23 protein-coding genes are annotated in these 22,569 nt (G+C 67.5%); 9 read left to right on the forward strand and 14 right to left on the reverse strand.

Features of this window, described 5'->3' with window-relative positions:
* Window positions 1-3: 3 nt before the first annotated feature.
* From ACFWVD_RS14190 to ACFWVD_RS14240, 11 genes are all read right to left on the reverse strand, one after another.
* Window positions 4-834 carry an Abi-alpha family protein gene (locus ACFWVD_RS14190; RefSeq protein WP_379242651.1) on the reverse strand — a complete coding sequence of 277 codons (831 nt, stop codon included), beginning with the start codon at window positions 832-834 and terminating at the stop codon, window positions 4-6.
* Window positions 835-838: 4 nt separating this feature from the next.
* Window positions 839-2,257 carry a hypothetical protein gene (locus ACFWVD_RS14195; protein ID WP_379242652.1) on the reverse strand — a complete coding sequence of 473 codons (1,419 nt, stop codon included), beginning with the start codon at window positions 2,255-2,257 and terminating at the stop codon, window positions 839-841.
* Between the two features lie 104 nt (window positions 2,258-2,361).
* Complete coding sequence (gene zwf / locus ACFWVD_RS14200; protein WP_379242653.1) at window positions 2,362-3,810, reverse strand: glucose-6-phosphate dehydrogenase; 1,449 nt, start codon at window positions 3,808-3,810, stop codon at window positions 2,362-2,364.
* A 54-nt stretch (window positions 3,811-3,864) separates the two neighbouring features.
* Window positions 3,865-4,650 (reverse strand): universal stress protein, encoded by a 786-nt coding sequence (locus ACFWVD_RS14205; protein ID WP_379242655.1) that lies wholly within the window; start codon window positions 4,648-4,650, stop codon window positions 3,865-3,867.
* A gap of 91 nt (window positions 4,651-4,741) precedes the next feature.
* Complete coding sequence (locus tag ACFWVD_RS14210; protein WP_379242657.1) at window positions 4,742-6,817, reverse strand: heavy metal translocating P-type ATPase; 2,076 nt, start codon at window positions 6,815-6,817, stop codon at window positions 4,742-4,744.
* Window positions 6,818-6,921: 104 nt separating this feature from the next.
* A complete protein-coding gene (mshC, locus tag ACFWVD_RS14215; RefSeq protein ID WP_379242659.1) occupies window positions 6,922-8,160 on the reverse strand; it encodes a cysteine--1-D-myo-inosityl 2-amino-2-deoxy-alpha-D-glucopyranoside ligase in 1,239 nt (412 codons plus the stop codon).
* Window positions 8,161-8,457: 297 nt separating this feature from the next.
* The gene (locus ACFWVD_RS14220) at window positions 8,458-8,724 is read right to left on the reverse strand and encodes a hypothetical protein (RefSeq protein WP_379242661.1); all 267 of its coding nucleotides are present in this window, start codon (window positions 8,722-8,724) and stop codon (window positions 8,458-8,460) included.
* A 101-nt stretch (window positions 8,725-8,825) separates the two neighbouring features.
* On the reverse strand, window positions 8,826-9,617 hold the full coding sequence (locus ACFWVD_RS14225; protein ID WP_379242663.1) for an SCO1664 family protein: 792 nt from the start codon (window positions 9,615-9,617) through the stop codon (window positions 8,826-8,828).
* A 1-nt stretch (window position 9,618) separates the two neighbouring features.
* Window positions 9,619-10,206, reverse strand: a complete 588-nt coding sequence (locus ACFWVD_RS14230) for a DUF3090 domain-containing protein (protein ID WP_379242664.1) — start codon at window positions 10,204-10,206, stop codon at window positions 9,619-9,621.
* 51 nt (window positions 10,207-10,257) lie between these two features.
* Window positions 10,258-10,974 (reverse strand): histidine phosphatase family protein, encoded by a 717-nt coding sequence (locus ACFWVD_RS14235; RefSeq protein WP_379242666.1) that lies wholly within the window; start codon window positions 10,972-10,974, stop codon window positions 10,258-10,260.
* A 31-nt stretch (window positions 10,975-11,005) separates the two neighbouring features.
* The gene (locus ACFWVD_RS14240) at window positions 11,006-11,935 is read right to left on the reverse strand and encodes an undecaprenyl-diphosphate phosphatase (protein WP_379243304.1); all 930 of its coding nucleotides are present in this window, start codon (window positions 11,933-11,935) and stop codon (window positions 11,006-11,008) included.
* 239 nt (window positions 11,936-12,174) lie between these two features.
* Here ACFWVD_RS14240 and ACFWVD_RS14245 point away from each other — a divergent pair, with 239 nt between their 5' ends.
* From ACFWVD_RS14245 to ACFWVD_RS14275, 7 genes are all read left to right on the forward strand, one after another.
* Complete coding sequence (locus ACFWVD_RS14245) at window positions 12,175-13,152, forward strand: aldo/keto reductase (RefSeq protein WP_379242668.1); 978 nt, start codon at window positions 12,175-12,177, stop codon at window positions 13,150-13,152.
* Window positions 13,153-13,169: 17 nt separating this feature from the next.
* A complete protein-coding gene (locus ACFWVD_RS14250; RefSeq protein WP_379242670.1) occupies window positions 13,170-14,183 on the forward strand; it encodes a hemin ABC transporter substrate-binding protein in 1,014 nt (337 codons plus the stop codon).
* Window positions 14,180-15,289, forward strand: a complete 1,110-nt coding sequence (locus ACFWVD_RS14255; RefSeq protein WP_379242672.1) for a FecCD family ABC transporter permease — start codon at window positions 14,180-14,182, stop codon at window positions 15,287-15,289. The genes ACFWVD_RS14250 and ACFWVD_RS14255 overlap by 4 nt, the downstream gene beginning before the upstream one ends.
* Window positions 15,286-16,134: a heme ABC transporter ATP-binding protein gene (locus ACFWVD_RS14260; protein WP_379242674.1), complete on the forward strand. Its 849-nt coding sequence runs from the start codon at window positions 15,286-15,288 to the stop codon at window positions 16,132-16,134. The genes ACFWVD_RS14255 and ACFWVD_RS14260 overlap by 4 nt, the downstream gene beginning before the upstream one ends.
* A 167-nt stretch (window positions 16,135-16,301) precedes the next feature.
* A complete protein-coding gene (locus tag ACFWVD_RS14265) occupies window positions 16,302-16,634 on the forward strand; it encodes a VOC family protein (protein ID WP_379242676.1) in 333 nt (110 codons plus the stop codon).
* Between the two features lie 77 nt (window positions 16,635-16,711).
* On the forward strand, window positions 16,712-17,287 hold the full coding sequence (locus ACFWVD_RS14270; protein WP_379242678.1) for a TetR/AcrR family transcriptional regulator: 576 nt from the start codon (window positions 16,712-16,714) through the stop codon (window positions 17,285-17,287).
* A 68-nt stretch (window positions 17,288-17,355) separates the two neighbouring features.
* Window positions 17,356-18,144, forward strand: a complete 789-nt coding sequence (locus ACFWVD_RS14275) for an oxidoreductase (RefSeq protein ID WP_379242680.1) — start codon at window positions 17,356-17,358, stop codon at window positions 18,142-18,144.
* Here the strand turns inward: ACFWVD_RS14275 and ACFWVD_RS14280 are convergent, their stop codons facing one another.
* The 3 genes from ACFWVD_RS14280 to ACFWVD_RS14290 are packed head-to-tail and all read right to left on the reverse strand — an operon-like array spanning window position 18,145 to window position 21,139.
* A complete protein-coding gene (locus tag ACFWVD_RS14280) occupies window positions 18,145-20,241 on the reverse strand; it encodes an MMPL family transporter (RefSeq protein WP_379242682.1) in 2,097 nt (698 codons plus the stop codon).
* A 1-nt stretch (window position 20,242) separates the two neighbouring features.
* Window positions 20,243-20,776, reverse strand: coding sequence for a hypothetical protein (locus ACFWVD_RS14285; protein WP_379242684.1), 534 nt, complete (start codon window positions 20,774-20,776; stop codon window positions 20,243-20,245).
* A 6-nt stretch (window positions 20,777-20,782) separates the two neighbouring features.
* Complete coding sequence (locus tag ACFWVD_RS14290; protein ID WP_379242686.1) at window positions 20,783-21,139, reverse strand: hypothetical protein; 357 nt, start codon at window positions 21,137-21,139, stop codon at window positions 20,783-20,785.
* Window positions 21,140-21,306: 167 nt separating this feature from the next.
* Here ACFWVD_RS14290 and ACFWVD_RS14295 point away from each other — a divergent pair, with 167 nt between their 5' ends.
* Window positions 21,307-22,308, forward strand: coding sequence for a hypothetical protein (locus ACFWVD_RS14295; RefSeq protein WP_379242688.1), 1,002 nt, complete (start codon window positions 21,307-21,309; stop codon window positions 22,306-22,308).
* Window positions 22,308-22,562 (forward strand): DUF5703 family protein, encoded by a 255-nt coding sequence (locus ACFWVD_RS14300; RefSeq protein ID WP_379242690.1) that lies wholly within the window; start codon window positions 22,308-22,310, stop codon window positions 22,560-22,562. Before ACFWVD_RS14295 ends, ACFWVD_RS14300 begins: the two co-directional genes overlap by 1 nt.
* Window positions 22,563-22,569 lie beyond the last annotated feature (7 nt).

A 22,569-nucleotide genomic window follows, 5' to 3' on the forward strand; every position in this document is an offset into this window, starting at 1 on the left:
ACTTCACGGCAACCGCGGACCCTTACCGAGGTAGATATCGCCGCGATCATCCCCGGCCCACCCACCCCCGGTGTAGTCCCCGAGCACGAAACACGCGTCGCAGAACTGCTTCCCGAACACCGTGAGGTAGATGCTGCGATACGAACTGATCGCGCGCATCTTCACCGACTTGTACGCCGTCTGCGCCACCGGTTGCGCTTCGAGGAAGGCGTAGCGCCGGAAGTCCGCGACCGGTTCGGTGGAGAACCGCACCAACCCCAGTCGACTCAGGTTGCCCAGGTAGTGGTGGTCGCGTTCGGGCAGTGCGCATCCGGCCATCGCGGCGATCATGTTGATCCCGTCGGCCAACCGCTGTGACCCGATCCCGAACAGTGCCTTGGTGCGGATGTCGATGGCGGGCTGGGGTCCTGCCACGGCGAGGAATCGCAGGATGCGGGCTTCGTCGGGGGTCAGGTCGTGCAGGATCGGCACGAACGACGGGTGCAGTTCGCGCGGCTGTTGGGCGCTGTCCCACCCTTCGGTGATCATCGCGTCGCCCATGGCTTTGAGATCGGCGGCGTCGACGGTGGTTTCGACCGGGCCGTAGACCCCGGTGGCGGTGCTGGTCAGGCCCAGTGCGCTCAGTGCGGTGCGGCGGATCAGGTCGACGCGTTCGTCGAAGATCTGGGACATCGGTTCGCCGGCGCGAATGTCGTGCACCAGGTCGGTGGCGGTGTGTACGGCGCCTTTGGTCAGCGATTCCACGATGTGTCGCACCGACGATCCGGCGATGCGCGCCAGACCGAGCAGGTCGGTGGGGATGCCGGGTTCGCGGTCGGGTGGCTGCTGCGACATGCGGTCACGCTCCGAAGATCAGCAGGTGCAGTGCGCCGATGAAGGCGCCGAGGATGCCGCCGTGCAGGTACAGCAGCCAGGCGTCCTGTTCGATGGCGGTGTACAGCATTTCGACGAATTCCTCGGGTGGCAGTTCGCGCAGTTTCTCGGTGGCCAGCCGGTCGACGCTGGCGGCGGTGGTCTGCGAGAACTCGACGTCGTCGACCAGCCACGGTTTCATCTCCGTGGCCAGGTTGGCGCCCGCGGTGGCCTGGATGGCGTCGAATTGTCGCGCGCCCACCGCGAGTCGGGTGACCGACCGCAGCGGGCCCAGCACCCGGTCGATCTCGACTTTGAGGAAGTGCGCGATCACCGCCCTGGTCTTGTCACCGCTGGGCCCGTCGAGCAGTTGCTCGGTGACCACGTCGAGGGTGACGATCTGGTAGCCGATCGCGTGCCCCAGATCGGCGGCGGCCTGGTGTTGGCGTTTGGCGAATTTCGCGACCCGCCACGGGTATTTGTAGCGCGGCTGCGGTACGGCGGGTTCGAACACCACCTTGATCGCGATGATGTTGACCAGCACACCCACCGCGGCCCCACCGGCCAACACCCACGCCCACGCGGGCAGGAAATGCAGGATGCCATACAGCCAGCCGGGCAGGTGGATCAGCGCGGGAGTGTCGCCGTGCGGGGTGCTGTAGTGCAGCAGCGACAACCACAGCGCCACGATCACCCCGAACGGAAACCCAAGCACCCCACTGCGTGTCATGAACCGCAGTTCCGGCGCACCGAGCCCGTAGATGACGTCTTTGAGCAGTTCGGGCCGTCGCCGCAGATAGCCAACGACCATCAGCTTCACGTCAAGGAGTTGGTCGATGTTCTCGCCGATGAAGTCGAACGCGCGGTCGGTGATCGCGGGCAGTTCGGATTCGACTCGGGTGTAGACGGCTTCGCGGGCGCGCGGGGGCATGTCGGCCCACAGTTGCGGGTGCTCGGTGGTCATGATCGAGTCGACCATCGACCGCACGTTCGGCAGCGCCGCGTGCGCGACCTGGGCGGAGATCTTGCGCGGATCCATCTGGTCGAAGAAGTCCTTGGCGGTGCCGATCTTGGCCACGGCGTTGTCGACCATGAGACTGGCCATTTTCTCCGAGCGGGCCGGAATGAAACCTTGGAAGCCGAGGATGCCGCCGGGGGCGAAGGTGGGCAGGATCTGCACTTTGCGGGGCAGCAGCGGGAAGATCGCTTTCAGCCCGGGCACGTAGAAGCCGGTGAAACGGACCGGCGCGAACAGCATGATCACCCCGGTCCAGTTGGTGATCAGCCCGGCCAGGGCGCTGAAGATCGGGATGGTGATCATATCGACCCAGAACTTGCTCAGACCGGTGGTTTTCTCCCAGTCCAGCAGGCCGAAGAAGCCCGCCGCGGTGATCTCAGCATTCATCCGGCGTCCACTCCGTTGTGTCCGAAAACGCGCGTAACGGTCATCATAGGGCAGTGATCAGGCAGGTTCCTTCGTTCGCGGCTAAACCGGAGCAACCGCTGGAATCAGGTCCACACGCGCCGTTCGCGCCAGGCTCGTTCGAACGGCAACCGCCACGAGCGCGGTGTCACCAGTTGGTGGATGGCATTGGGGCCCCAGGAGCCGGTGTCGTAGTTGCGCACCGGTGGCGGGTCCTGCAGCAGCGGCGCGGAGATCTCCCACAGGCGTTCGATGCCCTCGGCGGTGGTGAACAGGGTGTGGTCGTTGCGCATCGCGTCGAGAATGAGACGTTCGTAGGCTTCCAGCACGTCGCCGGCGCGGTCGGTTTCCTCGAGCGCGAACTGCAGGCTGAGCTTGTCCAGTTTCATGCCGACCCCGGGGCGTTTGCCGTAAAACGACAGCGACACCTTCGACGAATCGGCCAGGTCGAAGGTCAGATGGTCGGGTCCGTGCGCGCCGACTCCCGATCCCGGCGGGAACATGCTCTGCGGCGGTTCCCGGAACGCGATGGAGATGATGCGCTGCCCCTGCGCCAGGTACTTGCCGGTGCGCAGGTAGAAGGGCACGTCCGCCCACCGCCAGTTGTCGATGCCGCAGGCCAACGCCACGAAAGTTTCGGTGTCGGAGTCGGGGTCGACGCCGGGTTCGTCGTGGTAGCCGCGCACCTGCCCGCGCACGACTTTGCGCGGGTCCAGCGGCAGCATCGACCGGAAGACCTTGTTCTTCTCGATGGTGATCGCTTCGGAATCCAGTGCCGTGGGCGGTTCCATGGCCACGAACGCCAGGATCTGGAACAGGTGGGTCACCACCATGTCGCGGAACGCGCCGGTGGCGTCGTAGAACTCCGAACGTCCTTCGAGACTGAGCTTTTCGGGGACGTCGATCTGGATGTGGTCGATGAAGTTGCGGTTCCAGATCGGTTCGAACAGCCCGTTGGCGAACCGGAACGCCAGGATGTTGAGCGCGGATTCCTTGCCCAGGAAATGGTCGATGCGGAAGATCTGCGATTCGTCGAAGACTTCGTGGATGGCGGCATTGAGGGTACGGGCACTGTCGAGGTCCACGCCGAACGGTTTCTCCATCACCACCCTGGCGTCCTCGGTCAGGCCCGCCTCGGCCAGCAAGGCGATGACCGCGGGGGCGGCTTTGGGCGGCACCGACAGGTAGGCCAGCACTTGCGTGTCGGGGCCCAGCGCTGCGCGTTGGGTGTCGACGGCTTTGCGTAGCGCTTCGGGGCCCGCGGTGAGCGGGACGTAGCTCAGGGTGTCGGCGAACTTGTCCCAGTCCGCGAGCACGCCACGTCGCGAGGACGCTTCGCAGGCGGTGTGGGCCAGTGCACGAAAGGACGCGTCATCCAGGTCGTCCAGGGACACGCCGATGATGCGCAGTTCCGGGGCCAGGTGCGAGCGGGACAGGTGCAGCAGGCCCGGTAACAGTTTGCGGCGAGCGAGATCGCCGGTGGCGCCGAACAAGACGACGACGTGCGGGGCGGTTTCCGAGCCTGTGGCCGACACCTTCTCCAGGGTACGGCGCAAGCGACGGCGGGGTGGGCGTTCTCGACGGCCTGCTCAGTGGGTGGTGTTCACCAGCAGCAAGTTGGTGTCGATGTCATGGGTGACCTTGTTCGCCACCGACCCCAGAAGCCTTGCGGGCCCGCTCATTCCACGATTACCGATGACCACGAGATCGTATTTCCAGGCCGCGTTGCAGATCGCCTCCGCGGCGGGCACGCCGGTGAGCACGTCGCGACCGAACAGTTCCGGGTCGCTGACCGCGATTTCGCCTTCCACGTCGATCAGCGTGTTCCCGCCGTCTTCGTCGGTTTTGGCCGAGGTCACCAGGAACGGGCGCGCCCCGATCGCCAGCGACAGTTCGTACCCGCGTCGCACGGCGGTCAGTGAACTGGGCGAACCGTCGGTGGTCAGGCCGACCGTGGTCCACCGTTTGGGCAGTTTGCGGGTGAACACCACATCGGTCTGGCTGTGATGCGACACGTGATTGGCGGTGGAGCCCAGCAGTCGTGCCTTGGAACTGCCCAGACTGCCCCCGCCGATGACCAGCAACGTGTCGGGTTCGCGTTCGGCGGCGTCCAGCAGCAACGCCCCCGCGGCGCCGTCGAGTTCGGTGCGAAACACCTGCGATACCCCCGCGGCGGTCAGCGCTTGCGCGGCTTCGGCGGTGGTTTCCTCGGCCCACCCGGCGTCGGTGCCCGATTTGCGGGCCGCTTCCTTCCACACGCTCATCGCGGTCACCGGGATGCCGAGCCGGACGGCGAAATCGCCCGCGACCGCTACCGCCGTGCGCGCGGACTCCGACCCGTTGGTTCCCACGATGATGCGCTGGTAGCAACCCATGTGGCGCTCTCCGATCGACGGCAGGTCAGCTGCGCTGTGGCCCACAGTATAAGCGCAGCACACCGTGAGCAACCGGGACGAACAGGGCGGATCACCGGTGGTGCGGCGCGGTGGGCAGGGGCAACTTTTTCAGGTGCAGGGCATTGAGAGCCACGATCAAACTGGACCCCGACATGGCCATGGCCGCGATCTCGGGGCGCATGGTCAGCCCCCAGTGCGCGAACACACCGGCCGCGATCGGCAACGCGGTGCCGTTGTAACCCACTGCCCAGCCCAGGTTTTGGTGTTCTTTGTGCACGGTGCCGCGGCCGATCCGCAAGGCGGTGGACACCGCGAACGGGTCCGAACGCATGAGCACCACGTCAGCGGTTTGGATGGCGACATCGGTGCCCGCGCCGATCGCGATGCCGAGGTCTGCGCGGGCCAGTGCTGGTGCGTCGTTGACACCGTCGCCGACCATGGCGACCTTCTTGCCGGTGCGTTGCAGGTCAGCGATCCGGTCGGCCTTGTCCTTCGGCAGGACATCCGCGATCACGGTGTCGATGCCCAGGTCGTGCGCGATGCGTTCGGCGGTGCCCTTGTTGTCGCCGGTCAGCATCACCACGCCGACGCCGAGCTCGTGCAGGGCTTTCACGGCGTCGGCGGAGGTCGGGCGCGGGGCATCGGCCAGCGCGATCACCGCTTGCGCGTGCCCGTCCACGGCGACCAGTACGGCGGTGTGGCCAGAGGCGGCCAGGTCGTCACGGTGCTTAGCGAGTTCACCCAGCGCGATGTGTTCGGCGTCGAGCAGGCCCTTGTTGCCGATGATCACGTGATGCCCGTCGACGGTGGCTTTCGCGCCACGGCCTGCCACGTTCTGGAAGTCGGAGGCCGAAAGAGTCTGGGCACCATGCCCTTTCGCGTAATCGACAATGGCTTTGGCCAGGGGATGTTCGGAGTCGAGTTCGACCGCGGCCGCCAACGCCAACACCCGCCCGGTATCGACACCGTGCGCGGCAACCACATCGGTGACCTCGGGTTTGCCCTTGGTCAAAGTGCCGGTCTTGTCCATCACCACCACATCGATACGCGCCGCATCCTCCAGCGCGGTCGCGTTCTTGAACAGCACACCCCGTTTGGCACCCAACCCCGTGCCCACCATGATCGCGGTCGGTGTGGCCAACCCCAACGCGTCCGGACACGTCACCACCACCACGGTGATCGCGAACAGCAACGCCTTGCTCAGCGGCGCCCCCACCAGCAACCACACCACCAACGTGGTCGCACTACCGAGCAGTGCCACCAGGGTCAACCAGAACGCCGCCCGGTCAGCCAACCGTTGACCGGGTGCCTTCGAACTCTGCGCCTGTTTCACCAATTTCACGATCTGTGCCAGCGCCGTATCCGACCCGACCTTGGTGGCGCGCACCCGCAGACTGCCCGTGGTGTTGATGGTCGCGCCGATCACCGGATCGCCGGGCTTCTTGTGCACCGGCAAACTCTCACCGGTCACCATCGACTCGTCGACCTCGCTGGAACCGTGCAGCACCGTCCCGTCCACGGCGATCTTCGCACCCGGGCGCACCAGCAGCACATCACCGACCCGCACGTCCGCGGTCGGCACCTCGGATTCCTTACCGTCGTGCAGCACAACAGCTTTGGGTGGCGACAGGTCCAGCAGACTGGTCACCGCGTCGCCGGCACCACTGCGCGCCCGCATCTCGAACCAGTGGCCGAGCAGCACGAACGTGGCCAACATGGTCGAGGCCTCGTAGAACACTTCCCCGCCGCCGGTGCACGTGACATACAGCGAATACAGCCAACCCGTCCCGATGCCGACCGCGACCAACACCATCATGTCCAGGGTGTGGGCCTTCAACGCCGCCCACGCCCCGGTGAAGAAGATCGTGGAGGAGTAGAAGATCACCGGCAGGCTCAGGATCAGCATCCAGATGTCGGCGCGCATCCCGAACGGGACGGGCAGGTGCAGGCCGAACATGTGAGTGGCCATGGGCGACCACAGCATCACCAGCGTGGAGAACACCAACGCGACCAGGAACCGGTTGCGCATATCGCGGGCCATGCCGGCCATGGACATCGACGGGTGGTCGCTGTGCATGTGCTGGTCGTGCTTGGCATGGCAGACCGTGCGGTGCTCGTCGGCGGTGTGGTCTGTGTTGCCGCGCATCGCCGCTCCCGTCGCCGGTGGTGCGCGGCACGCCCCGCGCCTGCATTCCGCCGGACTCTACCGGGTGGCGGTCACGAATCAGCGCAGGTCGCGGGGGTGGTCAGCTAGAGGGTGATGCCCAGAAGCGCGTCGACCGCGTCGCGGATCAAGGCGGGCGCGTCGGTGTCGGCGCCGCCGTAGGCGATGGCCTGTTCGGCCCAGTTGTCGATCGCGTCCAGGGCTTTCGGGGTATCCAGATCGTCGGCCAGGTGCTGTCGCAACCGCGCGACCGTGTCCACCGCGGACGGTCCCGCGCTCAGCGACACCGCTTCACGCCACCGGTCCAGACGCGTCTGCGCGGCAGTGAGCACCTCATCGGTCCACATGCGATCGGACCGGTAGTGCCCCGCGAGCAGACCGAGACGGATCGCGGCCGGATCCACTCCGGCGCGGCGCAGCTTCGACACCAGCACCAGATTGCCCTTGGACTTGGACATCTTCTCGCCGTCCAAGCCGATCAGCCCGGCGTGCACGTAATGGCGGGCGAACCGGCGCGTGCCGGTGATCGCCTCGGCATGCGCGGCGGAGTATTCGTGGTGCGGGTACATCAGGTCCGAGCCGCCGCCCTGCACGTCGAACTCGGCGCCGATGCGATTGAGCGCGATCGCCGCACACTCGATGTGCCAACCGGGCCGACCGGCACCGAACGGCGCGGGCCACGACGGCTCACCCGGGCGCTGTGCCCGCCACAGCAGCGCGTCGATGACGTCCCGCTTACCCGCACGGTCGGGGTCACCGCCACGTTCGGCGAACAACGTCTCCATGGTGGCCCGGTCGTACCCGGACTCGTACCCGAACTGTTCGGTGGCGTCGGTGCGGAAGTAGATATCGGGGTACTCGGCATCGTCGACCTGGTAGGCCGCGCCCGCGGCGAGCAACTTCTGCACCAGCTCGACCACCTCGTCGACGGACTCGATGGCACCGATGTAGTCGCGCGGCGGCAGCACCTGCAGTGCGGTCATGTCCTCACGGAACAGCTCGATCTCACGGGTGCCCAGGTCGCGCCAGTCGATGCCGTCGCGGTCGGCGCGTTCGAACAGCGGGTCGTCGACGTCGGTGACGTTCTGCACGTAGTGCACGGTGTGGCCCGCGTCGCGCCAGATCCGGTTGACCAGGTCGAACGTCAGATAGGTGGCGGCGTGCCCGAGGTGGGTGGCGTCGTAGGGGGTGATGCCGCAGACGTACATTTTCGCGGTCTCGCCGGGAGTGACCGGACGGATCTGACCATCGGCGGTGTCGAACAACCGCAACGGCGGCCCTGTTCCGGGGACGGTCGGCACGGCGATATCAGACCAGGACTGCATGTGTTCGAGGGTAGAGCCCCCGTCGTCGCGCTGCGTTCGCGGGCCGGGTCATGGGGTATTCGCGGCGCCGTATGGTGGCCCGCTACCTGCACACAAACGTGTTCGCGGCCCCGCGTCAAGGGTTGCGCTCAGGCAGATTCGCTGGTCGGACGGGTAGCGGTGCCCGCTGTCGGAAACTGCCCGTGTTCCGCGACACACAACTACGCGAAGCGGACATCCCGGTCGTGATAATCGACGCCGATCGTGACTCTCGGCGCCACCGCTCCCCGACGTGCGGCGGACACCGAATCGATCAGATCACTGCTGGCGGCACTGCATGTGCGCCGAGTGCGGGCCCAGCGGACCCAGTTCCTGCAGCGCGAAGTAGGCGGCGCCGACCTCGTTGCTGGCCTTCACGGTCACGTCGGGCAGCGGCTGTCCGGCATGGTCGACCGACGAACACACGAACGTCTTGCCCGACCACCAACCGCCGGGAAGTGCCTGTGCGGGTGCGGCGACAGCGGCGACGGCACCGGTGAGCAGCAGGGCGGCAGCGGAAGTGGTCACGATGGAACGGGTCGACATAGGACTCCTCAGATCTCGCGGGGATAACGAAAGTGCTTGGAGCACACTAACACCAGCGCTGACCAGGTAACAGAGCGTCGGCACCCGCGCGGGTCCTGCCGTCAGAACGCAGGCCAGGGGATCGGGCGAGAGGAGTTGGGCACCGGCATCGTCGGCTGGTCGAGCAGCGCTGTCACACGTTCGGTGAGCGCGGTGATTTCGGCGTCGGTGATGTGCGGGGCCAGCGAATCAGCCACGGCGCCGGGCAGATTCGCGGCGAAGGTGCTGATGTCGGCGATCAGTGACTCGTGCACCGGGCGGCCTGCCCAACCCCACAGCACCGTGCGCAGTTTGGGTTCGGCATGCAAGCAGATGCCGTGGTCCACACCGTAGACCTGACCGTCGACGCCTTCCAGCGCGTGCCCGCCTTTGCGGTCGGCGTTGTTGAGCAACAGGTCCAGCACGGCCATGCGTTGCAGGCGTGGGTCGTCGGCGTGGATGAGCGACACCTCGTTGCCCTGTTCGTCCAACGCGCGCAACACTTCACAGAACCCGTCGGGCACGGTTCCCGGCGTGCACAGGTCGACCAGGTCGGGGCGTTGACGCAAGTCGGTGCGGTTGTCGACCGAGGTGACCCACCGTTGCACCATGCCCGGCCCGAAAGGCCCGTCGCGCAACACGGTTTCGGGGATGACGCCCCAGCCCAGGTGTTGCGAGATCAGGTACGACGCGACTTCACGCCCGGCGAGAGTTCCGTCGGGGAAGTCCCACAGCGGGCGTTCGCCGCGCACCGGCTTGTACACCACCCGCAGCGGCGCACCGTCGGGTTCGGGTGCGGCAATCTCACACACCAGCGTGAGATTGCTGGCCACCCCGATCCGCCCGACGATGTCGAGGTCACCCTCGCCGATCACCTCACTCCTCTTCGAGCTCGGCCGCGCCGAAGATCTCGCCGCGCTTGTACCCGTTGGTGCGCACGCACATGTGCCCGCGCTGCGACAGCGGTTCCCCGCACAGCGGGCACGGTGGCCGCCCGGCCGCGATCACCCGCGCCGACCGCAACGCGAACTCCCGCGCCTGGATCGGGGTGAGGAACACCCGCACCGCGTCGGGTCCTTCCTCGGTGTCGTCCAGGACCACCGATTCGTCGACCTCGGTTTCGGTGATCGCCAGCAGTTCCACCACCACGGCGTTGGCGTCGGAGTCCCAGCCCAGTCCCATGGTGCCGACCCGGAATTCGGTGTCGATGGGGGTGACCAGCGGTGCGACATCGCGCACGTCGTCGCCCTCGGGCGGCACTTCGGCGCCGAACCGGCGCGCGACCTCGTCCAGCAGCAGCCCCATCCGGTCGGCGAGCACCTTGACCTGCTGCTTTTCCAGCAGCACGCTCACCACCAGCGGATCCTGCACGGCCTGCAGGTAGAACGAACGATCGCCCGGTTCACCGACGGTCCCGGCGACGAAACGATCGGGGGTGCGAAATACATGGATTGCGCGTGACACATGCACCTCCTGATACGTGACCCTGATCGACACTCACGAACACACTCTCCGTCACGGAGAATCGCGGTGCCCCGCATTCCCATTATCCGCGCTCGCGGCCGCGGGCACCTCTCCACCGGGAGTCGGTGTGGCCGACGCTCCCGCGGCCAGCGCGGAAAGATCACCGCCGGTGTCGTTGAACTTCCACACCGAGGGCCCGTGCGGTGCGTACCGGACCACGCTGATCGAGGCCGGTTCCACCGCGATCCGCTGAAAACTGTCCAGGTGCAGGCCCAACGCGTCGGCCAGGATCGACTTGATGACGTCGCCGTGCGCGCACGCCACCCACAGCACATCCCGGCCCGCCTTCTCGGCCAAGGTGCGTTCGATATCGCGAATCGCGGCGACCGCACGCTGCTGCACCTGCGCCAGCCCCTCCCCGCCGGGGAACACCGCACCCGACGCGTGGCCCTGCACGACCCGCCACAGCGGTTCGGTGACCAGTTCCGCGATCGGGCGCCCGGTCCAGTCGCCGTAATCGACCTCGATCAGCCGCTCGTCATGATCGGGTTCCAGCCCCAGCTTCTCCGCCAACGGCGCCACAGTGCGCTGGCACCGCAAAAGCGGTGAACTGGCGATATGTTCGATCGGCAACATCGCCAACCGGTCCGCGACCGCGGCCGCCTGCTCGACGCCACGGTCGGTCAGTTCGACACCGGGGGCGCGCCCGGCCAGGGTGCGCGCGGTGTTGGAGGTGGACACTCCGTGCCGCAGCAGGATCACCGTCATGGGACCAGCCTAACCATCAGGGGCATTTCGCTCAGGTCGCGGAGACGACGCCCGCGGCGAGCAGGCCCATCACGGTGAGGCCGACGATGATCCGGTACCCCACGAACCAGTACAGCGAATGGTTGCTCACGAACTTCAACAGCCAGGCCACCGACGCGTACCCGACGAAAAACGCCAGGATCGTGGCGACCAGTAGCTGCGGCCCACTGGCATTGAGTCCTTCGCCCGCGGGTTCGAACGCGTCAGGCAGGCTGAACAGCCCCGACGCGGTCACCGCCGGGATGGCCAGCAGGAACGAGAACCGCACCGCCGCCTCACGCTTCAAACCAAGGAACAGGCCCGCGGTCGAGGTCGCGCCCGACCGGGAAACACCGGGAATCAGTGCCAGACACTGCGACAGACCCATGATGATGCCGTCGCGGGTGGTCAACTGCTCGATCGAGCGCTCCTTCTTACCGAAGTGCTCGCCCGCAGCGATGACCAGCGCGAACGCGATCAACATGAACGACACCAGCCACAAATTCCTGGCCCCGGTACGGATTTCGTCCTTGAACAGAAACCCCAGCACCCCGATCGGGATGGTGGCGATGATCACGTACCAGCCGATGCGGTAGTCGAGTTCGCGTTGGGTGTCACGTTCGTGCGCCTCGCGCGCACTGCGGTCCATCACCGGCAGTTTCGTGGTCACCCGGTCCCCCACCGCGACTTCGCGCTGCGACCGTTCCCGCCACCGCAGACCGAGGGTGGTGAACCAGGCCACCAGGATTCGCCAGATGTCCTTGGCGAAATACACCAGCACCGCCAGCTCGGTACCCAACTGGGTGACCGCGGTGAACGACGCGCCCGCGTCCTGGCCGAAGAACACGCCCGACACGATCCGCAGGTGTCCTGAGGAGGAGATCGGCAGGAACTCGGTGAGCCCCTGCACCAATCCGAGTACCAATGCCTGGAACCAGGTCATCGCCTCGCCCACCACGTCCTCCTGCTGACTCGCGCCCGAAAGACCGCGTCCTCCTGGGCTTTTGCACTGCGCGCGGCCCGCACGGCCGCGATCTCGCAGCGACCCTACCCGTCACCGCGCCGGGTCGCCGCCCGCGCACCCGCCCTGCACGGCACCGGCGACGCCCGCGCGGGTCGGTGAACGGGGCAGCGGCGGTGCGCGCATTAGGCTGTGGCCGTGACGAATGCGCGGGCGCGGTGATGGAACAGCGAACGGTGGGACGCAGCGGACTTCGGGTGTCGCGAATCGGGTTGGCGACCCATACCTGGGGAACACATACCGATGCCGACGAGGCGTCGGTGCAGTTGGCGGCGTTCACCGAAGCCGGTGGCACGCTGGTCGACCTGTCCCCGGTGTATGGCGAGGGCGCGGCGCAGGCGATCCTGGCGGACTTGCTGGGCGAGGTGGTGTCGCGTGACGAATTGGTGCTCAGTGGCAGTGCGGGGGTGGTGATGCGCGCGCCCGGTGCCGGCGTCGGCGATTCGGTGCCCGCCCCCGCGGCGATGGGCCCGGTGGTCGACGCGTCGCGGCGCACGCTGCTGGCGCAACTGGACAAGACCCTGCTGGAACTGGGCACCGACCACCTCGACATCTGGAGCATCGCGGCCTGGGACCCGTACACCCCACTCGACGAGGTCGCGGCCACCCTCGACACCGCGGTGCGCACCGGCCGCACCCGGTACGCGGGGGTGCGCGGGTTCGCGGCGTGGCAGTTGGCCAGTCTGGCCGCGATCGCGCCGATCACCGCCGCCCAGTCGCCGTATTCGCTGCTCGCGCGCGGCACCGAGAACGAGGTGATTCCCGCCGCTCGCCATCACGGGGTCGGCGTCATCGCGTCGGCGCCGCTGGCGGGTGGGATCCTGACCGGCAAGTACCGCGACGGGGTGCCCGCGGATTCGCGCGGCGCCGACGAGGCCACCGCGGCGGAGATCCGGCGCAGGCTCGACGACGATCGCGCGACCAGGGTGGTCGACGCGCTGGTCACCGCCGCCGACGGCCTGGGCACGTCACCCCTGGCAGTGGCGCTGGCCTGGATTCGGGATCGGCCCGGTATCGCGAGCATGATCGTGGGTGCCCGTGACATCGGTCAGCTCACCGGCGTGCTGGCCGCGGAAACCCTCGAGTTGCCGCGCGCGATCGCGGCGGCCCTGGACGATGTGAGCGCCCGTTCCGAATGATGGCTAGCCTTACCTACATGAAACTGCGTGGCGTGCTGACGGTGATGCTCGCGGCGACGGTGCTCACCGGCACTGTTGCTTGCACCTCGAGCAATTCTGCATCGACTGCCAATTCCGGTGGTCCGGTGACCGCTGCGCTCGCTGACCTGGACCCCGTCCCGATCGGTGCCGCGCCCACCCCGGTGTTGCCGGTGACGGTGAAGTCCTACGACGGCACCGATGTGGCCGTCACCGACGTGTCGCGCATCGTCGCGGTGGACCGGTACGGAACCCTGGCTCAAACCGTGTGGGCGCTGGGGTTGGGCGGCAATCTCGTCGGCCGCAGCACCTCCGCCTCGTTCCCGGCCGTGGCCGCGGTGCCCAATGTGGCCGGTGGCAACGGCAGCCTCAGCGTCGAAGCGGTGCTGAACCTGCGCCCGTCGGTGTTTCTCACCGACACCACCAGCGCGGCCCCCGCCGTGCGCGAACAATTACGCGCGGCCGGGGTGAACGTGGTCTATTTCGACCCCGAGCGCAGCATGGACGGTGTGGTCCCGCAGATCGAAGCCGTGGCCACCGCACTGGGCGTACCCGACGCTGGCAAACAGCTGGGCGCACGCACTGCCGACGAGATCGCCACCGCGACCGCCCGCGTGCCACACCAGGATCCGCGACCCAAGATCGCGTTCCTGTACCTGCGCAGCACCGCGATCACCATGATGGCCGGCCGCGGCTCGGGCGCGGACTCGCTGATCACCGCGATCGGCGGAGTCGACGCGGGCACCGCCGCCGGAGTGAACGAACCGTTCGTGACCATCACCAGCGAGGCCATGATCGCCGCCGCCCCCGACGTGCTGTTGGTGATGTCGGACGGACTGAAATCGGTCGGCGGGGTCGACGGGCTGTCGAAGGTCCCCGGCATCGCCCAAACCCCCGCGGGCCGCAACCGGCGCGTGGTCGACATGTCCGACGCGGTCGTGCTGAGCTTCGGCCCCAACACCGGCCGCGTGGTCTCCGCCCTGTCCGACGCGGTCTACGGCACACCGGCATGAGTGACGCTCCCGACCTGACGAAACCGCGCATCACCGATTCCACCCCGGACCCGCTGCCGAGCCCACGCCACCGAGGCACCCGGGTGACCGTGGTCTTCGCCGTAGCGCTGCTGGCATTGTTGGTGCTGGCGCTGGTGTCGGCAGTTCTCGGGCAGGTGCCGACCACCGCCGCAGAAGTACTCGGCGGCGTCGCGCACCGAATCGGCCTGGACATCGGCCCCATGCCCGCCCATCCCGCCGGTGAAGTCACGCTCTGGGAGGTCCGTTTCCCGCGAGTCGTGCTGGCCATCCTGGTCGGAGCCTCGCTGGCCACCGCAGGCGCCTTGCTGCAGGGCGTGTTCGCCAATCCCCTGGCCGAACCCGGCATCATCGGCGTCTCCGCCGGTGCCGCGGTCGGAGCAGGCACCGTCATCGTGGTCGGTGGCGCGTTCGTGGCCGCCTGGTCGGTCGCCGCCGCCGCCTTCGTCGCGGGTTTGATCACCACCGCGCTGGTCTACGTGCTGTCCAGATCCAACGGCCGCACCGAAGTGGTGACCCTGATCCTCACCGGTGTCGCCATCAACGCCTTCGCCGGCGGGCTGATCGCGTTGCTGCTGTTCGTGGCCACCCCCGCCGCCCGCGATCAGATCGTGTTCTGGCAACTGGGCAGCCTCAACGGCGCCACCTGGCCGTCGGTCGCGATCGTGGCGGTCCTGGCCGGGGTCGGAATACTGGCCGCGATCCTGATCGCCCCACGCCTGGACCTGCTCGCCCTGGGCGATTCCGCCGCCCGTCACCTCGGCGTCGACGTGGAACGTCTGCGCAGGCAGGTGATCGTGGTGGTCGCCCTGCTCACCGCCGCGGGCGTGGCGTTCAGCGGCATCATCTTGTTCGTCGGCCTGATCGTGCCGCACCTGGTCCGCATGATGGTCGGCCCCGGCCACCGCGTTCTCGTGCCCCTGAGCGCGATCGTGGGCGCTGTGGTCCTGCTCGGCGCCGACGTCGTCGCCCGCACCCTGGTCCACAACGCCGACCTGCCCCTGGGAATGCTCACTTCCCTGATCGGCGGCCCGTTCTTCTTCTGGCTGCTGCGCCGCACCCGAGCCCGTGCGGGAGGTTGGGGATGACCCGTCGAAACTCCTGGCAAGCGATGTTCACCCGCACCCCGGACCTGCCCGCGCGCCCCGAGCCCGGCACCGTGACCCTGCGCGCTACCGGGCTCACCGTGCAGCGTGGCTCCCGCACCGTCCTCGAAGCCGTCGACTTCCAGGTGGCCGCGGGCGAAATCGTCGCCCTGGTCGGCCCCAACGGTGCGGGCAAATCCAGTCTGCTCGCCGCGCTGGCCGGTGAACTGGAACCGAGCACGGGCACCGTGAAACTCGAAGGCCACGCCCTGTCGCACTGGACCCCCGCCGACATGGCCCGCCGCCGCGCGGTCCTGCCGCAATCGCACACCCTGGGCTTCCCGTTCACCGCCCGCGAAGTCGTCGCCATGGGCCGGGCCCCCTGGCTGCACACCCCCGCCGCCGACAACGACGACGCCCTGATCACCGCCGCCCTGGCCGCCACCGACGTCACCCACCTGGCCTCTCGGGTGTTCCCGTCCCTGTCCGGCGGCGAACGGGCCCGCGTGGCGCTGGCCCGCGTGCTGGCCCAAGACACCGCCACCCTGCTGCTGGACGAACCGACCGCCGCACTGGACCTGGGCCACCAGGAAGCCGTACTGCGCCTGGCCGCCACCCGCGCGGCGCAGGGCGCAGCGGTGGTCGTGGTCGTCCACGACCTCGGCGTAGCCGCCGCGTACGCCGACCGCGTCACCGTCCTCGACGATGGCCGCGTCGCCGCCGACGGCCCCCCACGCGAGATCCTCACCCGCACATTGCTGACCACCGTCTACCGCCACCCCGTCGACGTGTTCGACCACCCGACCACCGGCGCCCAGCTCGTGCTGCCCGAACGCGGCCACCGCTGATCGGTCCTGGTCGAACGCCTTCGCCGCGGCAAAAACACCGCGCGACACGCACATTCACGGCGACAGACGAGCAGAGCACCCCTGAGTAGGCTGACCGGCGAGGTCATTCGTCCACCGCGGTCACCATCGCTGACGAAGATGGCTCGCCGCATCGCAGAGGAGATCCGATGAGCCCCACCATCGCCAGTGTCGTCATCCCCGTATCCGACCTGGCCGCGACCAAAGCCGTCTACACCACCCTGTACGGCACACCGCACACCGACGAGTCCTACTACGTGGGCTGGGCGGCCGGCGACGTCCAGATCGGCCTGGACCCCAGCGGTGACATCGCCGCGGGACCGGTCGCCTACACCGCGGTAGACGACGTCGACACCGCCCGTTCCGTCGCGATCGACGCCGGCGCCACCGAGCGCACCGCCCCGCGCGAGGTCAGCCCCGGCACCCGCATCTGCGTGCTGGAAGACCCCAACGGCAACCCGTTCGGCCTGATCGGAAAATAGCCCGCTGGATCGTGGCACGTCCACGGTCCTTCACCCGAGTTATTGACCTATAGGTTCAAAACAGCTACGGTTCGAGCATGGCCAGGCCTCAGAACTTCGACACCGACACGGTCCTCGACCGCGCGATGGACCAGTTCTGGACCCACGGCTACGCCAACACCTCCCCCGCCCAACTCGCCGACGCCGCCGGCATCGGAAAAGGCAGCCTGTACAACACCTTTGGCAGCAAACGTGCCCTGTTCGACATGGTTCTCGACCGCTACGGCCGACTCGGAGTCGAGATGGCGCGTGACTACATGTCCCGCCCGGGTTCCACCCGCGACTGCCTGCGTGAATACCTGCGCGCCTCAGTCGATCTCGACATGGCCTCCCCCACTCGACGCGGCTGCCTCGCCGTCAACACCGCCGCGGAACTGGGTGGCAACGACACCGCGGCCACCGATGCCTTACGTGGCATCGAGCAACGCATCGTCGCCACCCTGGCCGCGCGTATCGATCAGGGCCGCCGCGACGGCGACGTCCACCGCGACGTCGACCCGAATTCGGTTGCGGCCCTGCTATTCACGACCAGCGGAGGCTTGCGCCTGATGGCCAAGACCAATGACGCCACCCAGCTCTACCGCATCATCGACGTAGCGCTAACCACACTCTGAAACCCTCACGCCTACACTCCTTTTCGCATGTCCTAGTTATTGACCTGTAGTTCAAGAAAGGTACGAGAATGGATCTCGAACTCACCGGAAAGACCGCCGTCGTCACCGGAGCCTCCCGCGGCATCGGCCTCGCCGTCGCCGAAACCCTCGCCGCGGCAGGCGTGCGCGTGGTCGGTGCCGCCCGCACGATCACTCCCGAACTCGACAAGGTCGCGGCCGCAACGGTCGCCGCCGATCTGAGCACCGAACACGGCGTCACCACGGTCTTCGACACTGCGCTAGAGGAACTCGGCGGCATCGACATCCTCGTCAACAATGTCGGCGGTGGCGACCCCGAAGCACTCACCATGGGTGGTTTCCTCGATACCACCGACGACCAGTGGCACCACTACTTCGACCTCAACCTGTTCAGCGCCATCTGGTCCACCCGCGCCGCCCTGCCGAGCCTGCTCGACCGCCGCGGCACCATCATCAACGTCTCCTCGATCAACGCCCACCTGCCTGCGGCCGGCCCCGTCGGCTACAGCGAAGCCAAAGCCGCCCTCACCTCCCTCGGTAAACGCCTCAGCGAGGAATTCGGACCGCAGGGCGTGCGCGTCAACACGGTCTCCCCCGGCCCCGTCGGCACCAGGATCTGGCGCGACGAACACCGTGTCGGCGCGAAAATGGCTGCCGCCCACGGTATTTCCCAAGACCAGTTCCTGGCGGCGCTACCTGATCAGTTCGGCATCGCCTCGCGGCGCATCTCCGAACCCGACGAGGTAGCCGCCCTGATCGCCTTCCTCGCCTCGGGCCGCGCCGCCAACATTCTCGGCGCGGACCTGGTGATCGACGGCGGCACCATCAAGACGACCTGACTACTTCCAGATGATCTTCAGCAGTGCCGGTGTGAGGATCATGCGGATGATCGTGGCGTCGATGATCAGCGCCACGATCATTCCGTAGGCGATGTATTTCATCAGAACCAGGTCCGAGAACCCGAACGCGCCGGTGACCACGATCAAAATGGCCGCCGCCGAGGTGATCACCCCGCCGGTGTGGGCCACGCCGTAGCGGATCGACTCCTGCGCGTCGGCCCCGGCGGCGCGTTTCTCCGCGATCCGCGACAGCAGGAACACCTCGTAGTCGGTGGACAAACCGAAGATCACCGTCACGATCAAGGCCACCACCGCGAACATCAACGGCCCCGGCGTGAAGTGGAATATCCCGGCACCGTGTCCTTCCACGAAGATCCAGGTCAGCACGCCCAGCGTGGAGAACAAGCTCAGCGCGCTCATCGCCACGGCTTTGACCGCCAGGATCACCGACCGGAACGCCGCGATCATCAACGCCAGCGCCGCGGCGATCAGGATCGCCAACAGCAGCGGTAGCCCGTCGATCAGGCCGTTGATGCTGTCGCGTTCCAGCGCGGGAATGCCGGCGACCATCACCTGTACGCCCGGTGGCGCGGGTAGCGCGCGCAAGGTGTCGATCACCCGGTCGGCGTCGCGTTTGTCACCCAGCCCCGCCGACAGCACGTTGACGTTGTCCTTGGTCGCCGCGGCGGGTTCGAATCGTCCGGTCAGCCCGGGAACCTGATTGGCTTCGAACCGGATATCGCCCAGCTGTTCGGGTGAGGCACCGACCACGATCAGTTTCAACGGTTCGGTGCGGAACCCGGGAAACAGGTGGTCGAAGTCCTCTTGGGCCACTCGCGCGGGGTTGTTCACGGCCAGGTATTTCTCGCTGATCCCCCCGAACTCGATGTGGCGCAACGGAATACTCAACGCCAACAACCCGAGCACGATCGGAATGACCACCGCCCACGGCTTGCGCATCGCCCATCGCGCCAACCGGGAGAAGAATCCCGAGTCGATCTGGGCCTCGGTCTTGCTGCGCGAGAAGCGTTTCCAGCCCAACCAGTCCACACGGTGCCCGACGATGCTCAACGCGGCGGGCAGCGCCGTCACCGACAACAACGCCGCCAACATCACCGCGGAGATGCCACCGTAGGGCACCGACCGCAACACCCCGTTGGGGAAGATGAACAGCGCACCCAGACTCACCGCGATGATCGCCGCGGAGAACAGCACGGTGCGGCCCGCGGTGGCCACGGTGCGCGCGGTCGCGTCCTCGACCGAGCGTCCGGCGGCCAGTTCCTCCCGGAACCGGGTCACCGTGAACAGCCCGTAGTCGATCGCCAATCCCAATGCCACCAGGGTCATCACCGCCGCGGCGAACACGTTGACCTCGATATGGGCGGTGAGCACCCGCAAAATCCCGGACGTGCCCAAAATCGTCAGGCCGCCGATCAACACCGGCAGCAGCGCGCCGATCACCCCGCCGAACACGAAGTACAGCAGGATCGCCACGATCGGCAACGCGATGATCTCCGCGCGCTTGATGTCGTGCTGCATCCCGATATTGATGCCCTCGACCACCGGCTGCAGCCCGGCCAGCTGCACGGTCGTGCCCCCGGGACCCCCGCCCGGCACGCCCGCGTCCAAATGCGGTTTCAGCGCCAGATAGTTGTTCACCGTGGCCGTGCCGCCACCACCGGCCAACCCGATGCTGGCGAACGCGTGCTGTTTGGTCGGATCGGAGGCATTCGCGGAAAACGGGCTGTCCCAATAGCTGTCGATCTTGTGGATCTGGGCGCCGTGCGTCTTGCGCAGATCGGCCAGCGCCGCGGTGACCGGTCCGCGCACTCCCGGGTCGTCGACGGTGGTGCCCGGGGGTGCGGTGTAGATGACGATCAGGTCGCCGTCGGTGTCGCGGCCGAACGTGTCGTCGGCCAGTTTCGACGCCGCCACCGACTGGCTGGACTCGTCGAACCAACCCTCCTGGGTGTACCGGTCGGTCAGGTCGCGACCGAACCACCCCGACACCAGCACCGCCGCCACGAAGAATCCGAGCACGAGAAATCGGTGGCGGTGCACGAAACGGCCCCACCGCAGGGATCGAGATTCACGCATGTCAGCCGCAGGCTGCTGTGCGGTAATCGGCCGAGCGCAGAATCCCGCACAGGTCGGTGCGCGAGATCTTCCACTTACCGTCCAACAGCACGAAATGCACGATGGTGGTGCGCACGTTGGAGCCCGACCCGTCCTTGTCCAAGCGCATGGTCGCGGTCAGCGTGCCGTCGCGGTTGTCGAACACCGGGTCCACCACGCCGTAGACAGCGTGCGGGTTGTCGCGCAACGCCTTGTACATGTCGGGGATGGCGTCGGAGAACGCGGCACCGTCCTCGATCAGTTCGGTGCGCTCGACATCGGGCAGGGCCGGGTCCAGCGCGCGTTTGATCTGCGCGTCGAGTTCGGGGGCGCCGGGCAACGGCACGTTGGCCTTGCTGACCGAGACCGCGACGGAGGAGGACAGGGAGGCGTTGGCCGAGGACCGTGCGGCGTCGACCGAGGCCTCGTCGGAGCTCGACGCGCAGGCGGCGAGGGTGACGAGAGCCGTGAGGCAGGCGGTGGCCGCAGCGGCCCTGGCGAAAAGTGTGGATGACATCACCATCTACATACCATCAATGACGGCACTGATCCGCCCCAGGATGCCCCGAACTGTGGAGATGTCACCGGTTTCAGGACCTGCGACCGGGGTGGCGGCGGGCAGCAGATCGCGCACGAAGGCACTGATGCTGCGAGCATCACCGAGGTCGATATCGGTGACCTGAGCTGCGGCTTTGGCGACCACGTCGGCGGAGCCGGGCACGGTATCGCCCAGGTCGGCGCGGTAGATCTGCACCGACAGGGTCGCGCCGCGGGTGCGGAAGGCGAAGGGGTGGCCGTCGTCGGTGGTGCCGAAACCGTGCGCGAACGGGCCGACCCAGATGTCGTCGATGCCGAAACCCGCGGGTGTCGCGTCGGTCATCGTGGGGATCTCCTGCCCTACCTGGCGCTCAATGTTGTCGACACGTCAACAGTAACGCGGGTCACTGACAGCTCCCACGCGCGCTACCCGGTCGAAGCTACTGGTGAGTCATCATGGTCAGATGGTGATCAAGCGTTCACCTCGTGCGGAATGAAGGAGTTCGGTGTATGCGCCCTCGCGGCTCGGTCGCCCCTGCGTTGTTCGGCGCGGTGGTTGTAGTGGCGTTGACCGGGTGCGGTAACAGCGGACCCGACGTGGCGACCAGGCCACCGGCCACCGCGGCGGTCTCCCCCGCCACCGCGAATCCCGCGGGCCAGGTCTACCCCGCCGCCGCCACCAAGGCCCTGCTCGCCGAACGCGGCACCGCGCGACTGGCCGCCCTGGACACCGCGGGCACCACCCTGACGCTGATCGACCCCGCCACCGCGACCACCACTCGCACAGTGCCGCTGCCTGCCGCAGGCGTCTCGCTATCGCAGGGCAATCCCGGCGAAGTGCTGATCGCCGCCCCGAACCGGGTGATTCGCGTCGACGCGACCACAGGCGCCCTCACCGAACTCCCCGTCGACGGGGACGTGCACAGCGTGCAAACTCGCACCGACGGCACCCTCGTAGTGGGCACCGCCGACGGCACCATCCGCGAGATCGCTGCCGACGGCACCGTCACCCGCACCATCACGGGCCTGATCTCCGCCGACTACATCGCCGCGACCGGCGACAACATCACCGTGCTCGACCGCAAGCAAACCGCCGTGGTCGCGGTGGGCAACGAAGCGCTGGGTCTGATGTTGCGCGCGGGCGACGGCGCCACCAACGCCATCACCGACCCCCACGGCCGCATCATCGTCGCCGACACCGCGGGCGGTGAACTGCTGGTCTATTCGGCCGGTCCGCTCGTGCTGCGGCAGCGTTTCCCGGTATTATCGTCGCCTTACGCGCTCGCATACGACCCGCGCTCGGAACTGGTGTGGGTCAGCTGCACACAGAGCAACGAGGTGGTGGGCTACGACCTGTCGACCGGGATCGGTGTCGAAGTGGCCAGGTTCGCGACACTGCGCCAACCCGACGCGATCACCGTCGACCCCGCCACCGGCGACCTGTTCGTGGCCTCGGCCACCGGCGACGGTCTGCAGCGGATCGGCGCGACCGAGCGGAAGGCAGGGCAGTGATGGCAGCACCGCATCGCAACGCACGCTCGGCGGTGCCGCCGAGCTGGGAAACCAGCAACGACGACTACGAATACGTGCCGCTGCGCCTGCCGCCGGACGTCAACCGGGTCACCGCCTCGATGCGACTGACCATCTCGGCCGAATTCGGCGGGTGGGAACTGTCGCGGGTGCGCGCCTACACCGACGGCAGTCGCCGGGTGTTGTTGCGCCGCCGCCGTAATGCCGTCCTGCCTGTGCCCGAACCCGGATTGTGAGCCGACC

The organism is Nocardia sp. NPDC058666 (assembly GCF_042714895.1).
Taxonomy (GTDB): Bacteria; Actinomycetota; Actinomycetes; order Mycobacteriales; family Mycobacteriaceae; genus Nocardia.

Coding starts and splice junctions, on each gene's coding strand:
- ACFWVD_RS14190 (WP_379242651.1), bottom strand. CDS start 834: ATGTCGCAGCAGCCACCCGACCGCGAACCCGGCATCCCCACCGACCTG.
- ACFWVD_RS14195 (WP_379242652.1), bottom strand. CDS start 2,257: ATGAATGCTGAGATCACCGCGGCGGGCTTCTTCGGCCTGCTGGACTGG.
- ACFWVD_RS14205 (WP_379242655.1), bottom strand. CDS start 4,650: ATGGGTTGCTACCAGCGCATCATCGTGGGAACCAACGGGTCGGAGTCC.
- ACFWVD_RS14210 (WP_379242657.1), bottom strand. CDS start 6,817: ATGCGCGGCAACACAGACCACACCGCCGACGAGCACCGCACGGTCTGC.
- mshC (WP_379242659.1), bottom strand. CDS start 8,160: ATGCAGTCCTGGTCTGATATCGCCGTGCCGACCGTCCCCGGAACAGGG.
- ACFWVD_RS14220 (WP_379242661.1), bottom strand. CDS start 8,724: ATGTCGACCCGTTCCATCGTGACCACTTCCGCTGCCGCCCTGCTGCTC.
- ACFWVD_RS14235 (WP_379242666.1), bottom strand. CDS start 10,974: ATGACGGTGATCCTGCTGCGGCACGGAGTGTCCACCTCCAACACCGCG.
- ACFWVD_RS14240 (WP_379243304.1), bottom strand. CDS start 11,935: ATGACCTGGTTCCAGGCATTGGTACTCGGATTGGTGCAGGGGCTCACC.
- ACFWVD_RS14245 (WP_379242668.1), top strand. CDS start 12,175: ATGGAACAGCGAACGGTGGGACGCAGCGGACTTCGGGTGTCGCGAATC.
- ACFWVD_RS14250 (WP_379242670.1), top strand. CDS start 13,170: ATGAAACTGCGTGGCGTGCTGACGGTGATGCTCGCGGCGACGGTGCTC.
- ACFWVD_RS14255 (WP_379242672.1), top strand. CDS start 14,180: ATGAGTGACGCTCCCGACCTGACGAAACCGCGCATCACCGATTCCACC.
- ACFWVD_RS14260 (WP_379242674.1), top strand. CDS start 15,286: ATGACCCGTCGAAACTCCTGGCAAGCGATGTTCACCCGCACCCCGGAC.
- ACFWVD_RS14265 (WP_379242676.1), top strand. CDS start 16,302: ATGAGCCCCACCATCGCCAGTGTCGTCATCCCCGTATCCGACCTGGCC.
- ACFWVD_RS14270 (WP_379242678.1), top strand. CDS start 16,712: ATGGCCAGGCCTCAGAACTTCGACACCGACACGGTCCTCGACCGCGCG.
- ACFWVD_RS14275 (WP_379242680.1), top strand. CDS start 17,356: ATGGATCTCGAACTCACCGGAAAGACCGCCGTCGTCACCGGAGCCTCC.
- ACFWVD_RS14280 (WP_379242682.1), bottom strand. CDS start 20,241: ATGCGTGAATCTCGATCCCTGCGGTGGGGCCGTTTCGTGCACCGCCAC.
- ACFWVD_RS14285 (WP_379242684.1), bottom strand. CDS start 20,776: ATGTCATCCACACTTTTCGCCAGGGCCGCTGCGGCCACCGCCTGCCTC.
- ACFWVD_RS14290 (WP_379242686.1), bottom strand. CDS start 21,139: ATGACCGACGCGACACCCGCGGGTTTCGGCATCGACGACATCTGGGTC.
- ACFWVD_RS14295 (WP_379242688.1), top strand. CDS start 21,307: ATGCGCCCTCGCGGCTCGGTCGCCCCTGCGTTGTTCGGCGCGGTGGTT.
- ACFWVD_RS14300 (WP_379242690.1), top strand. CDS start 22,308: ATGGCAGCACCGCATCGCAACGCACGCTCGGCGGTGCCGCCGAGCTGG.